Origin of the sequence: Pseudobutyrivibrio sp. (assembly GCF_015057185.1) — a bacterium.
Lineage (GTDB): Bacteria > Bacillota > Clostridia > Lachnospirales > Lachnospiraceae > Pseudobutyrivibrio.
The window spans coordinates 14,246-30,524 of record NZ_SVEV01000024.1; the positions used below are offsets into that span (position 1 = coordinate 14,246).

Annotated in this window: 12 protein-coding genes; 1 reads left to right on the plus strand and 11 read right to left on the minus strand. The window is 39.0% G+C overall.

All coding sequences use genetic code 11. The features are described 5' to 3' along the window. Window position 1 precedes the first annotated feature (1 nt). The 9 genes from era to leuB all read right to left on the minus strand — a co-directional run bounded on the left by era (window position 2) and on the right by leuB (window position 13,455). Window positions 2–913 (minus strand): GTPase Era, encoded by a 912-nt coding sequence (era, locus tag E7276_RS10380; RefSeq protein WP_294217177.1) that lies wholly within the window; start codon window positions 911–913, stop codon window positions 2–4. A gap of 159 nt (window positions 914–1,072) precedes the next feature. Next, window positions 1,073–3,985, minus strand: coding sequence for an insulinase family protein (locus tag E7276_RS10385; protein ID WP_294217179.1), 2,913 nt, complete (start codon window positions 3,983–3,985; stop codon window positions 1,073–1,075). Beyond that, window positions 3,978–4,871, minus strand: coding sequence for a mechanosensitive ion channel family protein (locus E7276_RS10390; RefSeq protein ID WP_294217182.1), 894 nt, complete (start codon window positions 4,869–4,871; stop codon window positions 3,978–3,980). The genes E7276_RS10385 and E7276_RS10390 overlap by 8 nt, the downstream gene beginning before the upstream one ends. Before the next feature lie 130 nt (window positions 4,872–5,001). Beyond that, window positions 5,002–6,237: a DUF1015 domain-containing protein gene (locus tag E7276_RS10395; RefSeq protein ID WP_294217184.1), complete on the minus strand. Its 1,236-nt coding sequence runs from the start codon at window positions 6,235–6,237 to the stop codon at window positions 5,002–5,004. After that, window positions 6,237–7,400 carry a phosphoglycerate dehydrogenase gene (locus tag E7276_RS10400; RefSeq protein ID WP_294217187.1) on the minus strand — a complete coding sequence of 388 codons (1,164 nt, stop codon included), beginning with the start codon at window positions 7,398–7,400 and terminating at the stop codon, window positions 6,237–6,239. Before E7276_RS10400 ends, E7276_RS10395 begins: the two co-directional genes overlap by 1 nt. Before the next feature lie 119 nt (window positions 7,401–7,519). Continuing rightward, window positions 7,520–8,602: a 3-phosphoserine/phosphohydroxythreonine transaminase gene (serC, locus tag E7276_RS10405; protein WP_294217188.1), complete on the minus strand. Its 1,083-nt coding sequence runs from the start codon at window positions 8,600–8,602 to the stop codon at window positions 7,520–7,522. A gap of 43 nt (window positions 8,603–8,645) precedes the next feature. Beyond that, on the minus strand, window positions 8,646–10,316 hold the full coding sequence (gene ilvB, locus E7276_RS10410; protein WP_294217191.1) for a biosynthetic-type acetolactate synthase large subunit: 1,671 nt from the start codon (window positions 10,314–10,316) through the stop codon (window positions 8,646–8,648). A gap of 260 nt (window positions 10,317–10,576) precedes the next feature. Continuing rightward, window positions 10,577–12,247: a dihydroxy-acid dehydratase gene (gene ilvD / locus E7276_RS10415; RefSeq protein ID WP_294217194.1), complete on the minus strand. Its 1,671-nt coding sequence runs from the start codon at window positions 12,245–12,247 to the stop codon at window positions 10,577–10,579. Between the two features lie 116 nt (window positions 12,248–12,363). Further along, window positions 12,364–13,455 carry a 3-isopropylmalate dehydrogenase gene (gene leuB, locus E7276_RS10420; RefSeq protein ID WP_294217197.1) on the minus strand — a complete coding sequence of 364 codons (1,092 nt, stop codon included), beginning with the start codon at window positions 13,453–13,455 and terminating at the stop codon, window positions 12,364–12,366. Window positions 13,456–13,641: 186 nt separating this feature from the next. On the opposite strand from leuB, the gene E7276_RS10425 reads away from it, so the two are divergent. Then, a complete protein-coding gene (locus tag E7276_RS10425) occupies window positions 13,642–14,439 on the plus strand; it encodes a biotin--[acetyl-CoA-carboxylase] ligase (RefSeq protein ID WP_294217200.1) in 798 nt (265 codons plus the stop codon). 10 nt (window positions 14,440–14,449) lie between these two features. On the opposite strand, the gene E7276_RS10430 is transcribed toward E7276_RS10425, so the two are convergent. After that, window positions 14,450–15,196: a hypothetical protein gene (locus tag E7276_RS10430; protein ID WP_294217204.1), complete on the minus strand. Its 747-nt coding sequence runs from the start codon at window positions 15,194–15,196 to the stop codon at window positions 14,450–14,452. A 167-nt stretch (window positions 15,197–15,363) separates the two neighbouring features. Further along, window positions 15,364–16,161 (minus strand): hypothetical protein, encoded by a 798-nt coding sequence (locus E7276_RS10435; RefSeq protein WP_294217206.1) that lies wholly within the window; start codon window positions 16,159–16,161, stop codon window positions 15,364–15,366. Window positions 16,162–16,279: the final 118 nt, after the last annotated feature.

A 16,279-nucleotide genomic window follows, 5' to 3' on the forward strand; every position in this document is an offset into this window, starting at 1 on the left:
ATTAAATGTCCTCTTTTTTGTATCCAAAGTTTTTCAACTCATAGTCAGATTCACGCCAATCCTTTTTAACCTTAACAAAAAGCTTAAGATTAACCTTGGCATCTAAAAGCTTCTCTATTTCATAACGAGCGTTTGTGCCGATTTTCTTAATCATTGCACCGCCCTTTCCAATGATTATTCCCTTGTGAGAAGTCTTTTCACAAACGATAGTAGCCTCAATGTCCCAAAGGGCCTTTTTGCCTGGACGTTCCTTCATGGAATCAATCACTATTGCAATACCATGTGGTACCTCATCATTTAAAGCGTGAAGAGATTTTTCTCTGATTATTTCAGCAGCAATCTCTCTCAAGGTCTGATTTGTAACCGTCTCCTCATCATAGAAGGCAGGCCCCTCTGGAAGATGCTTAAATATGGTAGAAAGTAAGTCATCACAGCCCTCACCATGAAGAGCAGAAACAGGAACCACCTCTATAAAATCGCACAAGTCTTTGAATGCCTGAATTGTCTCTCCAACTTTTGCGCCATCGGCCATGTCGATTTTGTTGATAACTAAGATTACTGGTGCTTCTGCTGTTGATAACAGCTCTGCAATTTTCTTGTCACCTGCACCAACCTTTGTGTCAGGTTCAATAAGCCAAAGAATCAAATCAACATCATTGATTGTGCTCTTTGCAGCTGTCATCATATATTCTCCAAGCTTGTTTTTAGCTTGGTGCATACCAGGTGTATCAAGGAATACAATCTGCCCCACATTCTCGTCAGTGTATACAGTCTGTATTCTGTTTCTAGTTGTCTGTGGCTTATTGCTAGTAATTGCAATTTTCTGCCCAATGATGTGATTCATCAATGTACTTTTGCCAACGTTTGGTCTTCCAACTATAGTTACAAAACCTGATTTAAAAGCTTCACTCATAATAAATTCCTCTACTTAGGCTGTCACGGAAACAAACCTTAGTATTTCTCATCTCGACTAAAAATGTCTCGATTGAGAAATCTAAGAGCTTGTTTCCTACAGCCTCATAAAAATTATAACTATTTTACTCCGCTTGTTACATTAACAAGCCTCATCTAACTAATATAATGACTCTATATTTGTAAACAACGACTTGTTTGCCTCTATAGTGTCCTCATTTCCTATAACACAAATGTATCTCTGATCAAGAGCTGCCTCAACTGGCTCTGCCAATGCTTGGATATCTTCAACAGTGGCATCAAGAACCTCATCACGAGTCTTTTGTATATCCTCATATGTGATGCCTGACATGTAAAAGCTAAGACCTCTAAGTCCTCTCTGAGAAGGAGTCAATGGTGTATCCATTCCGCTGATTGTTCCGATAATATATTTAGTCATATCGCGCTCATCAGCCTCGAAGTTTCTAAGATATTCTCCTGTCTTTTCATATACATTAAGTGTCTCCGATAAATTAGGATCACGATATGAAACGAGAACCAAATCTCCTTGACGTCCAGAATTCATGCTACATCCATAAGCTCCACCCTGAACTCTAACCTTAATCCATAAGTAATCATAGCCTAAGATTGTATTTAAAAGTCTGAACGCTCCATTGTATTTAAATCCTGCTTTAACAAAATCTCCAGCCATTGCAACATACTGAATTTGAGATGCATCTTTAAGAGCTTCCTTCACTGGATGAATTTCAAACTCGGTGTCATCAGAATCAAAATCCATATGCTGTTGATTTAGTCTAGGTCTAATGTCATCAGCTAATCTCTTAGCTTGAGTAAGTACCTCTACCTTTCCAGTAGATGAAATTATAAATCTATCCACCGAGAAAATAATCTGCACCAGTTTATTCAATCTAGATATAATATCTGCTTTCTTAGCTTCAAAATTCTCCTCTAAATCAACTAAGAATCGATAGAACTCAACGCCATTTGCAAGGTCTGCAAGCTTTGCTTTTTTAGAAAATCCTGCTCGCGCTCTTGTAGCAGCTACCACATTGCCTCTAGAATTAAGCGTAACTTCCATGTGGGATTTCTCGGCAGTAATAAGCTCTTTAAGTCTCTTTTCATCTGAGAAATCTGTATTCAGAATCATTTCAAGTGCCAAATCTCTGGCAGCATCAGCCTCATCATAGATGAACTTTGAACGAACCTCAAAAGTAATTTTGTACTGGTCATGTGTATTGAATACCTCGTGTACCGCTGTGTTTGTAGTGATACCACCAGTATGCAAGTACATCTCATTTGTATAATCAGTGTATGTATAATTCTTAGTGTTAAATAATCCTAAGAATCTTTCCAATAACGAAACGTATGGAATGTCAGTAAGTGTCACATCACTGATATCAAACACCATGTTGAAATAGTGAATTCCGTTTGTTCTAACCTTGTGATGAAGAATAGTCACACCATCCACATCATGAACTGCTAAATCTATTGGGCGTGCTTTCCTAGTCAAATCAAAACGACTTAGCATTGGGATTTTAGCCAAATCATTTTTAGAGCTAGGTGTCTGTTGATATTCTTTAAGGTATGCTGTATGCTCAACAATTTCCTGAATCTCTTCAGCTGTCATCTGTGCTTTTTTGGCAGCTAGCTTGTTTTTCAGTTCGTTGTCATCTACACTAGTAAGTCCCTTAACTGGTCTTAGGGTAACAATTGATTTGTGATTGTTTGAAAGCAAATAAACATCGGCAATATAATCAAATAACCCATTCTCAACTCTAGATTTAATTTTATTCAATACCTCTACTGCATGAAGGTGAAGGAATGGTCTATTCTTATCATATAACCAGCTGTCAAGAAGCTGTAAACCAATAATCAATCCCTTTGGTGCACTACCAAAATCTAACTCTCTGGCTCTAAACTGTTCACCATTAATTGCTGCGAATAATGTTTTGTGGTCAATACTATTTTTAATTACATCTCTAAGAGTATTCTCAATAATCTCGACAAATTTATCTCTATCTTCTTCGTTAGCACCGCGTGCCACAACAGAGAAATACATTTGTCTCTGCGATGATTCCAAGGAGCACTCTACGTCCTCAGCAATATCTGCATCAATCAAAGCCTTATATAAAGGTGCGCCTGGAGCTGAAACCAATGCATAATTAAGAATATCAAAAGCCCTATACATATTTGGATCAAGAACATCACCTATACATACGTTATATGACAAATACGCATTGTTCTTAGTGTCTTGATCTGCCGAGATTGAATAGTCTATAGTTTTGACTACTGGCTTATCAAATGGCTTTTGCATCTGAATCTCAGAATCAACCTCAAGGTAATCATAGTGGCGAAGATATTTTTTATCCAAATACTCCAATAATTCATCGATATCCACATCACCATAAACATAGATATATGAATTGCTAGGGTGATAATATTTGCTGTGGAAAGCAAGGAAATCCTCATAAGTAAGAGTTGGAATAACCTTTGGGTCACCACCTGACTCAATTGAATATGTAGTGTCAGGGAATAACGAATTTAATATCTGACGGGCAAGCACATCATCTGGTGAAGAATATGCACCCTTCATTTCGTTATAAACCACACCATTAATAGTCAAATCGCTTTCAGGAGTCTCCATCTCATAATGCCAGCCCTCCTGCTCGAAAATCTCTCTATATTTGTAAATATTTGGATGGAAAACTGCATCCATATAAACATCTATAAGATTCATGTAGTCAGCATCATTTGTGCTGGCAATAGGGTAAACTGTTTTGTCAGGATAAGTCATTGCATTTAAGAATGTATTAAGACTACCCTTTACCAATTCTACGAATGGGTCCTTTACTGGATATTTATCAGAGCCGCAAAGAACTGTATGCTCTACGATATGAGCAACACCTGTAGAATCCTTAGGTGGTGTTCTAAATCCTATATAAAATACTTTGTTATCGTCGTCGTTTGAAATGAAACAAATTCTAGCTTTTGTTTTCTTGTGTTCGAAGATAAAGCCTAATGAATCAATCCCCTCTAGCTTTTCTTCTTTTAATAATTCGTATGCCTTATTCAAAATCTTTCTCCTTTATGTGAACGTCTAACTGGTTGAAGCAGATATTAATACCTGCCTTATCAAATTTATCTTTTATTTCCTCTAAGACGTCCCATTTTGTATCCCAATAATATTCTGTCTCTATCCAAAATCTAAGCCCGATTTGAACTGCACTATCTCCCAATTCAGAAACGAACACTTTTATTGGTTCATCGGTAATACGATGATCCTGTTGCTCTGCAATACTAAGCATAATCTCTTTTGCCTTTTTTATATCAGAATCATAGCTAATGCCAACAGTCTCATTAAACATTCTTCTGGTAACAGAAGTACAGTTTGTAATAGAGGTTGCAGATATAGTTCCATTTGGTATCTGAACCAAACGTCCATCTATCATTTTGAGAGTAGTGTAAATGATGTTAATTCTCTCGACTGTACCCTCTCTGTTAGTAGAATGCTCAATAATATAGTCTCCGACTCTAAATGGATGCATCAAAAGAATTAGCACGCCTCCGGCGAAATTTGAAAGAGCGCCTTGCAATGCAAGACCAATTGTAACACCAAGACCTGCAACAGCTGCAGAAATAGATGTGGTAGTAATACCGAAGAGTCCCAAGATGATACTAAGCAAAATAATATAGCAAATCCATCTAAGAACAGACTCTAAGAAGGTCTCAACTCCAGTGTCAAAACTATGCCTTTCCATGGCTTTATGGAAAAGCTTGATAATGCCCTTGATAACCTTAGTTCCTATGAAAAAAACTACGAGTGCTAAAACAACACACCAAGCAAAACTCCAAAGCTTTGGTATAACTTTCTCAATTTGTTGCTGTAGCATACCTGTTTTAACATCCTCTACAATTGTCTCTGGCGAAGCCAATTCGCCCTCTGTTGCTAACAAAAGCATGTCTTATCCTCCCGTCATTACAATCCGTAATATTATAGCACAGTGGTAATAAAAAAACATCTTGTTAGTGGCATATGAAATCTCCTTTTTACCAATAAAAAAGGACGGCAAGCCGTCCTAATAATTATTATCAAATCCTATGAATAAACAAACCACTTCTAAGCTTAGGTTCAAACCATGTAGATTTTGGTGGCATGAGAAGCCCTGCATCAGCTACAGCAAAAAGCTCCGAAATGCTTGTAGGATACATTGCAAACGCAATCTTGCAATCCAGCTTACAGCGCCGTTCAAGCTCCTCTAAGCCCCTGATTCCACCAACGAAATCGATTCTATCACTAGTTTTTGGGTCTTCTATTCCAAGAAGAGGCTCAAGCACAAGATTCTGAAGCAATGATACATCTAGTCCTTCCACAGGGTCATCAACCATATGCTCCTCTTTAACCTGGCAAAGATACCATGTTCCTTCTAAGAGCATACTCCATTGACCTTTGGTTTCAGGTCTAATCGGAGAATCTGAAGTCTTAATAATATCGACAATAGTATCTAATTCCTCTAGCAATTCCTCCGGTGCCATTCCATTCAAATCCTTGACCACACGATTATAGTCATAGATTTTTAGCTCGTCATCGGGGAACAAAACAGAAAGAAAATAATTGAACTCTTCCTTTCCTGTGTAGCCAGGATTCTCTTCCCTTCTTTTAAGTCCTACCTTTACTGCACTTGCAGCTCTATGGTGTCCATCTGCAATATAAATGCTGTCCATTTTATCAAATGCAGATTTAATAATCGCCTTAGACATCATATCATCAATAACCCAGCAGCGATGACCGATCCCATCTTCTGCCACAAAATCATATACAGGTTTTCTAGTCTTCATTTTTGAAACCACACTAGAAATAGATTCATCATGTCGATATGCCAAAAAAATTGGTCCTGTTTGTGCACTACATGTATCCACATGATTGATTCTATCCTGCTCTTTATCAGCCCTTGTATTCTCATGCTTTTTGATTACTGAATTAACATAGTCATCTATAGACGCACATGCCACAATACCTGTTTGGGAGCGTCCATCCATAGTCAACTCATAGAGGTAGTAAAATGCTTCATTATCCTGTATAAATCTTCCTTCTGCTATCCACTGATTTAGCATTTCTGCCGCCTTGTTATAAACAGCAGACGAATACATATCTACATCAGGAGCAAATTGAGTTTCTGGTCTATCTATTGCTAAAAACGACCTTGGTTGCTCCTTTACTTTTTCATAAGCCTCTGTTCTGCTATAAACATCATAAGGAAGGGCTGCTATTACAGCAGCCTCTTCCTTTGATGGACGTATTCCTTTAAAAGGTATTACATGCGCCATTATTTAACCACCCTCACTTTAATAACACCATCAACCTTCTCAATTTCCTCAATTACACTCTGCGCTGGCTTTGTGCCAAGATCAAGAAGTGTATAAGCATAGTCCCCACGGCTCTTGTTAGTCATATCTTCAACGTTTACATTCTCGTTGCCAAGAATTGTTGTAAATGAAGCAATAAGACCTGTTTTATTCTTGTGAAGAATAGCTACGCGAGATGCAGCTGTGCAAATTCCCATATCACAATCAGGATAATTTACAGAGTGGCAAATATTACCATTCTCCATGTAATCCATTACCTCTTTAACAGCCATAACTGCGCAGTTATCCTCAGCTTCTTCTGTAGATGCACCAAGGTGTGGTGTACAGATTACCCCTGGCTTTCCTGCAGTTGTTGGATTAGCAAAATCTGTAACGTATTTACGTACTTTGCCTGCCTCTATAGCATTAAGTACAGCTTCTTCATCAACAAGAAGGTCACGAGCAAAGTTAAGAATAACAACGCCCTTCTTCATCATCTGAACTGCTTCTTTATTAATCATGCCCTTAGTTGCATCAACAAGAGGTACATGGACAGTAATGAAATCACATTCTCTATAGATGTCTTCTACGTTTGTTACGTGCTTTACATTACGAGAAAGATTCCAAGCTGCATTAACAGAAATATATGGATCATATCCAAGTACTTCCATACCAATACGATTTGCATCATTAGCAACCTTTACACCAATAGCGCCAAGGCCAATAACACCAAGCTTTTTACCAGCTATCTCAGTACCGGCAAAGGCTTTCTTAGCCTTTTCAGCAGTCTTGCCAATGTTTTCATCCCCCTGGTTGTCAAGTACCCAGTTAATTCCACCTACAATATCACGGCTTGCTAAAAGCATTCCAGCAAAAACAAGCTCCTTTACACCATTAGCATTAGCACCTGGTGTATTGAAAACTACAATTCCTTCCTCAGCACACTTATCAAGAGGAATATTATTAACGCCTGCACCTGCACGAGCAATACACTTAAGATTATTTCCAAGCTCCATATCATGCATAGCAGCTGAGCGAACTAAGCATGCCTCAGCATCGCTAATATTCTCAACTTTTTTGTAATCTGTGGAGAAGTTAACAAGTCCTTTATCAGAAATCGGATTTAAGCAATTATAAGTAAACATTCTATATGGCCTCCTTTAATCCGGCTGTTACACTCACAATCCTTAGTGTTTTTTCTCTCGACTAAAATGTCTCGTTCAAAAACCTAAGAGATTGTTAGTTACAGCCTCATCTAAATAGCTTATGAATTGGCTTCTTCGAATTTTTTCATGAAATCTACCAGCGCTTCTACGCCCTTGATTGGCATAGCGTTGTAGATAGATGCACGCATACCGCCTACTGTTCTGTGTCCCTTAAGGTTTACAAAACCTGCTGCAGTTGCTTCCTTTACAAATTTAGCATCAAGCTCTTCGTTTCCTGTAACAAAAGGCACATTCATAAGTGAACGATCTTCTTTTCTAACAGTACCCTTGAAAAGCTTTGATGAATCAAGATAATCATATAAAATCTTGGCCTTCTTTTCGTTTGTCTCCTTCATAGCTGAAAGGCCGCCATTCTTAAGGAGCCACTTGAATACCTTTCCACAAATGTAAATATCATAGCAAGGTGGTGTGTTGTACAAGCTATCATTATCCGCCTGTGTCTTGTACTTAAGCATTGTAGGAGTTCCTGGAAGAACATCATCGCGGATTAAATCCTCACGGATAATTACAATAACCATACCTGCTGGTCCTACGTTCTTTTGAACGCCACCATAGATAAGACCATACTTGCTTACGTCAACTGGTTCAGAAAGGAAGCATGAGCTTACATCTGCTACCAAATCCTTGCCCTTAGTGTTTGGTAAAGTCTTGTATTTAGTACCATAAATTGTATTGTTCTCACAGATGTATACATAATCCATATCATCTGTAATAGGAAGATCAGAGCAATCAGGAATATAAGAAAAAGTCTTATCAGCAGAGGATGCTAGCTCTACTGCCTCACCGTACATTTTTGCTTCCTGGAATGCCTTTTTAGCCCACTGACCTGTTACAATGTAACCTGCCTTTTTGTTTTTCATTAGGTTCATTGGAATAGCTGCAAACTGCTGGCTAGCTCCACCCTGAAGGAAAAGTACCTTATAGTTGTCAGGGATGTTCATAAGTGTTCTGATATCTGCTTCAGCCTCTTTGATAATATCATCGAATACCTTGGAACGATGACTCATCTCCATAACTGACATACCACAGCCCCTATAATCAAGCATCTCCTCAGCTGCTTCCTTAAGAACCTCTTCAGGTAAAACTGCTGGTCCTGCACTAAAATTGAAAACTCTACTCATTACACTAAATCTCCTTTTCTAAGACTACTTGTATTAAGAAAGTTTAATCTTCCTTAAAAAACTCATTAATAGGTGCTCCTGGTGCTACCATTGGCCATACCTTCGCATCGCAATCGATGATACAGTCAATGAGCACAGGCTTCTCGGAGGACAGTGCCTCCGACAAAGCTTTCGAGAACTCTTCCTGAGTTGTTACACGCATGCCTTTGCAATTCATTGCCTCAGCAAGCTTTACATAATCAACCCCGTCGTCTAATACAGTAGCTGAATAGTGCTTGTCATAGAACAATGTCTGCCATTGTCTAACCATACCTAAAACATGGTTATTAACAACTATTTCAATGATTGGCAGCTTTTCACGAGCAGCTGTTGCCAATTCATTCATATTCATTCTAAAGCATCCATCACCAGCAATATTGATAACCTTTTTATCTGGATTTCCTGTCTTTGCACCAATTGCAGCTCCAAGGCCATATCCCATGGTTCCAAGACCGCCAGATGTTAAAAGCTGATGCGGCTTTTTATATTTATAAAACTGCGCAGCCCACATTTGATGCTGTCCAACTTCTGTTGTAATAATGGCATCTCCCTTAGTCTGCTTATATGTTTCAGCCACAATAAATGGACCAGATAATCCTTCTGTAGGAATAGTAAGAGGATATTTATCTGATAACTCCTTTGTATGAGCAACCCATTCGCTATGGTCGTGCTCTGTTAAAAGCTTGTTGATGCGAGAAAGGATTTCTTTGACATCTCCAATAATAGCGTGATCAGTCATGATATTTTTATTAATCTCAGCTGGATCTACATCAAACTGCAAAATCTTTGCCTTTGCAGCAAACTTTTCTGGATTACCAAGGACCCTATCTGAGAATCTTGTTCCGATGGCAATAAGCAAATCGCATTCTGACACGCTAAGGTTTGCTGCCTTTGATCCATGCATACCAAGCATTCCAAGATATTTATCTTCTTTGCCTGAATAGGCACCCTTACCCATAAGAGTGTCACAAACAGGTGCATCTACCAATTCAACAAACTTCTTTAATTCCTTCGAAGCACAAGCAAGAACTGCACCACCACCTACAAAAACAACTGGCTTTTTAGCCTTATCAATAAGCTTAACTGCCTGTTTGAGAGCACTCTCGGTGATGTCCTTTTTAACCCTACCAACAGGAATAGGCTTCATCGGCATATATTCATATTTATTATTTGGAGCTGTAACATCCTTTGGTACATCTATAAGCACAGGACCTGGTCTTCCACTTTTGGCAATTGTAAAGGCGCGTCTAATGGTCTCTGCCAAATCCTTAATATCCTTTACGATAAAATTGTGCTTTGTAATAGGCATTGTAATACCAGCAATATCAATCTCTTGGAAGGAATCCTTACCTAAAAGAGGCAAAGCAACATTACATGTAATGGCAACAATAGGAACTGAATCCATATGTGCAGTAGCAATACCTGTTACAAGGTTTGTTGCTCCAGGACCACTTGTTGCAAAGCAAACGCCAACCTTTCCTGTAGAACGAGCATAGCCGTCTGCTGCATGGGCTGCGCCCTGTTCATGACTTGTAAGCACATGATGAATCTCATCCTTATGCTTATAAAGCTCATCATACAAATTCAGGATTGCACCACCTGGGTACCCAAAAACAGTATCCACGCCCTGCTCCTTCAAACACTCTATAATTATCTCTGAACCACTTAATAACATAACTTTCACCTTTCTCGTATACACGCGGCTTTCGAAATTTACATGCTCCCGTAAGGCATCCTCCATACCTTCGTGCGGTCCCTCCCCGCCCGGTGTGGGTCCCGCCCCGCACTCGGCATGGCACCTCCTTACTCGCGCCTACCAAGATTACGTAGCCGCTTTTTTCAATGAGTCCGTAGCTCACAAGCTATTATATTTCTCAAGCGAAGCATTCCCCGCTGAGCGGAGAAATCATAATGCTTGTGAGCGTAACGGACGGATTATAACTCTGGTGTACGTAGGATGGCACCACGGTTTCCGGAGGTAACCTGTGCTGCATAGCGGCGTAGGTAGCCTGTTGTAACTTTTGGCTCGCGTGGTTGCCATTTTGCTTTGCGGGCTGCAAGCTCTTCATCAGAAACCTTAAGTGTCATAGTATAATTTGGTATATCGATTGCGATGATATCGCCCTCTTCTACAAGTGCGATTGGTCCACCTACGGCTGCTTCTGGAGAAACATGTCCAATTGAAGCTCCACGGCTGGCTCCTGAGAAGCGTCCATCTGTAATAAGAGCAACTGATGAACCTAGCCCCATACCTGCAATTGCAGATGTAGGATTAAGCATCTCTCTCATACCAGGACCTCCCTTTGGTCCTTCGTATCTAATGACTACAACATCGCCCTCAACGATTTTGCCACCCTTGATTGCTGCGATAGCATCCTCTTCTGAATCAAATACTCTAGCTGGTCCCTCATGTACAAGCATCTCCGGAACAACTGCACTACGTTTTACAACTGAACCGTCTGGTGCAAGATTTCCTTTTAAAACTGCAAGGCCACCAGTCTTTGTATATGGATTATCAACAGGTCTGATAACCTCTGGATTTCTGTTTACCGCATTTGCGATATTCTCACCAACTGTTTTACCTGTGACAGTCATACAATCTGTGTTAAGAAGTCCTATATCTGCAAGCTCCTTCATAACAGCCCATACACCGCCTGCCTCATTTAGATCTTCCATGTAGGTAGGACCTGCTGGTGCAAGGTGGCAAAGGTTTGGAGTCTTTTCTGAAATAGGATTAGCAAACTCAATATCAAAATCAAATCCGATTTCATGTGCGATAGCTGGCAAATGAAGCATTGAGTTTGTAGAGCATCCAAGTGCCATATCAACTGTAAGGGCATTAAGTACTGCTTCCTTTGTCATAATCTGACGTGCTGTAATACCCTTATTGTACATATCCATAACTGCCATACCTGCATGCTTTGCAAGACGAAGTCTCTCTGAGTAAACTGCTGGAATTGTACCATTTCCTCTAAGTCCCATACCAAGGGCCTCTGTAAGACAGTTCATAGAATTTGCTGTGTACATTCCTGAACAGCTTCCACATGTAGGACAAACATTTTCAACGAAATTCTCAACCTCATCCTCTGTCATATTGCCAGCGGCATGAGCGCCAACTGCCTCAAACATAGATGAAAGCGAACGCTTCTGACCACCTACATGACCAGCAAGCATTGGGCCACCTGATACAAATACTGTAGGCAAATCAAGTCTAGCTGCTGCCATCAAAAGTCCTGGAACATTCTTGTCACAGTTTGGAACCATTACAAGTGCATCAAACTGATGAGCAAGAGCCATACACTCTGTAGAATCAGCAATTAAATCACGTGTAACAAGGGAATACTTCATTCCGATATGCCCCATTGCAATACCATCACAAACAGCAATAGCTGGGAACACTACTGGAACACCGCCTGCCTCGGCTACGCCAAGCTTTACGGCATCCACGATTTTATCAATATTCATATGGCCTGGCACAATCTCATTATACGAAGATACAATACCAACCATAGGCTTTTTCATTTCCTCGGCTGTAAAACCAAGTGCATTAAACAAACTTCTTGCTGGAGCCTGCTGCATACCAGCTCTTGCATTATCACTTCTCATTTCCTGACTCCTCCTAGTCCGCTAGTTACGGCCACAAGCCTTAGTATTTCTCCGCTCATCTAACACGATTCGCTTGAGAAATCTAAGAGCTTGTTTCCTACTAGCTCATCTATTTACTACAGTCTTTCAACAATTAATGTTCCCATTTCAACGGTTCCGACCTTTTTTACGTCACTGCCATCTCTAGGCATAATATCAATTGTTCTGTATCCATCAGCCAAAACCTTCTTTACGGCATTTTCAATGGCATCAGCCTCAGCATCTAAATCAAAACTGTAGCGAAGCATCATCGCTGCTGATAGGATTGTGGCTATAGGATTTGCGATACCCTGGCCTGCAATGTCTGGTGCGCTACCGCCAGATGGCTCGTATAATCCAAATTTTGTATCATTAAGTGAAGCTGATGAAAGCATTCCAATTGAACCGGTAACCATGGAAGCTTCATCAGATAAGATATCTCCAAACATATTCTCAGTGAGAATAACATCAAACTGTCTAGGATTTTTAACAAGCTGCATTGCGCAATTATCAACTAGCATATGCTCATACTCAACCTCAGGATAATCTGCTGCAACTTCCTCAACTATTTTTCTCCATAGTCGGGAGCTATCTAACACATTAGCCTTGTCTACTGATGTCACCTTTTTGCGACGCTTCATAGCAATATCAAAGCCTCTTTTTGCTATTCGACGAATCTCTGACTCTGAATATGTAAGGCTATCGCGAGCAACTAACTGTCCATCCTCTTCCACTGTAGAACGTGCTCCAAAATAGAGACCACCAGTTAGCTCTCTCATAATCATCATGTCAAAGCCATCCCCAATAATATCATCACGTAGAGGACATGCTTCTTTTAGTTCTTCATATAAATATGCTGGACGTAAATTTGCGAAAAGATTAAGACTCTTTCTTAATTTAAGAAGTCCTGCTTCCGGACGTTTGTCAGCTGGAAGCTTGTACCAAGGACTTGTAGATGTATTGCCGCCAATAGAACCCATAAGTACCGCATCAGAAGCCTGCGCTGTTGCTATAGCCTCATCTGTAAGTGGAACTCCTGTGGCATCGATTGAGCAACCACCCATAAGAATTTCTGTATAATTGAATTCATGTCCGAACTTTGCACCAATAGCATCTAAAACCTTCACTGCCTCAGTAACAACCTCTGGACCGATTCCGTCTCCCCTTATAACTCCAATTTTATAAGCCATAACGATAGTCCCTTCCCTAATTAAAACCATTTTAAACAGTTTAATACACTAAAGCACGAAATTCAAGAATTGTATTCTCTTTTTATTAACTTTGACAAAATATCCTAAATACCACTAAAATATGTAGGAAGTGTTTAGTAAACTTTCACACTTTAAAGTAACAAATATAATACTAAGAGGGTTCTGATGACATCAAAAGAAAAGGTTTTAGCTTACTTAGAATCAAATAAAGAAACATTTCTATCTGGTGAAGCAATTGCGAAGGAATTAGGTCTTTCCCGCAATTCTATTTGGAAAGCAGTAAATGAGCTTAGAAAAGCTGGTTACAATATTGAGGCCATAAACAACAAAGGTTATAGACTTGGCACCAGCAATGATATTATTTCCGCAGCTGGAATCACTTCCTATTTATCAGAAAGCCTTCTTAATCTATATAGCGGTAATGATTTAATTCGTATTTACGATACTGTCAATTCTACAAACCGCCTTGCAAAGGAGGCTGCCATCGCCGGTGCTAATCACGGCACAATTATAATTGCTAATGAGCAAACTGAAGGTCGAGGTCGAAAAGATCATAGCTTCTACTCCCCAAAGGGAGGACTTTACATGAGTCTTATTTTAAAACCAGATAAGCTCTCAACAATGGTTCCAGATACAATCACCATCAAAACTGGTAATTCTGTTTGTGATGCCATCTATTCGTTATTAGGCATCCGTCCAACTTTAAAACCAATAAATGATTTATTTATTGATGACAAAAAAATCTGTGGCATTCTCACTGAAGCAGGCACAGAATTTGAAACTGGCGATGTTCAATGGATAGTCATCGGAATAGGCATCAATTTTGATTCAGATATTAATGCCTTTCCTGCAGATATAAAAAAATCTGCCACAAGCCTTTTTGCTCCTGGTAAAGCAACTTTCACCAAGAACCAGCTTGTAGCAGAAATACTTACTAATGTTATTAAAAATATTTGCATTTAATACAGGAGACCTACTTAATCACATCAAAATTGATAACCTCAGCATCGCCCATTTGGTCAAACATAGAATTTACCATGGATTCTGCTTCTACGACCTCAGAGCCATCTGAGTAATCATCAATTCTATCATACTCATAATTACCCGTTCCTTCTGAATCGTACTCTACTGCTCCTCTTTCCACCATTAGCAACTGATTATCAACTATGAGATATTTGGCAACCCAGTGGTTTGAAGCTGACATGAGTTTTCCATCACTTGTAATTGCAAGAGGATAAGCTGTGCCACCCGAGCAAACCTTTCCTATCTCAGTTGGCACTCCATCCACATAAACAAAAATCGTACCATCGATGGCTGCCATATTTCCATCCATGTTGTCATAAGCCCCTGAGCAAACAATTAATGCATCTGCATCTCCAATTGTCACATTGGCATAACCCATACCAGGCTCAAGCTTTTGATCAACAATCTGGGTAAACGTATCACAACCACTTATATCAATATCAGGTGCAGCATCCTCCGCATACGAAAAAATTGCTGTCTCAGAATCCTCTTCTTGAAGCACCTGATCCAAGTTTACATCTGAATTCTCATTATCATCCACCTGCACCTCTTCCTGAGAATCCTCTACATCCTCTGTTGCGACATTATCCTCAGCTTCATCACTTTCAGACTCAGTTTGTCCACATCCTACTGCACCAAAAGCTAATAATCCTGCAATAGCAAGTGAACCAAAGCTCTTAACCACTTTGTTATTCATTTTCTTCTTCCTCCCCAAGATAATATAATTATACACATAGACATTATAATTATTTTGCTATTTAATATACAACTGTGGTCACAGTTTTTTCAGAATCAAAAATAGCCTGAGCTTTGCCAGGCTATAAGTTGTATTTAAATAAAAAAGTTAGAAAACTCATCCCTACTTCATAGCAAATATTCTTCAATTATGCGCTTAATATCTCTAGGATTCAAAGGATTCTTCGAGGACTCAAATGACATTATCATATTTTTACCAGTAATATATCCATTTTCCTGATAGAGATTAATTTTACTTATATTCTTATTAGCATACATTTCATTGTCCATCATTCCAAAGTGTTCCCAAATCATTTCTTTACGAACCCTCACATTCAAACAATGTAGATCAGGTCTAATCTTTCCAACGCCCTTAAGTGTAATTGGTTTTTCATACTTATACGGAACCTCATATTGCTCTAACATATTAACAATAATCAATTCTGATTTTGATCTAACCCTTGTTCCATTATTTGAATAGAATTTGATTTCATCAGAAATAGGCATAGACTCATAATCATCATCCAACCAATTTTCAATAAACATTTCGTCTGTTTCTATGATTGGTGTAACCAAGCGCTTTCTTCCTTCGGACATTTTATCGTAAATATCTTTAATGTCATTTACATGATACCTTTTAATAAATGATTCTAGCTTACGCTGTAGCATATATAATTCTTTATTAATTTTTAATTCATACTCTTTTTGTGCTAAGGCTTTTAATGATTTAATCTCGCTTGTTTTCACATATTTTCCGTTTGGAAAGTTCTCATCTACTAAATAATATTGGTAATATCCATTACGCTTACCCAGCCTTATTCTTTTTTCTGGAACATCCTTTAATTTCATCAAATTCTTGTTTGAAATCAAAATCAATTTATTCAGTTCATTTAACTGTTTTTCTAATAATTTATTGTAATTCTCCATAACTGTACTCCTAACTGCAAGTCCATAAATACATATAATTGTAATATATGTACTAATCTTTTGATTCTACCTCAGTCACTGCACTTATTTTTACAAGTCTGTCCCCAGTAAGTGTATT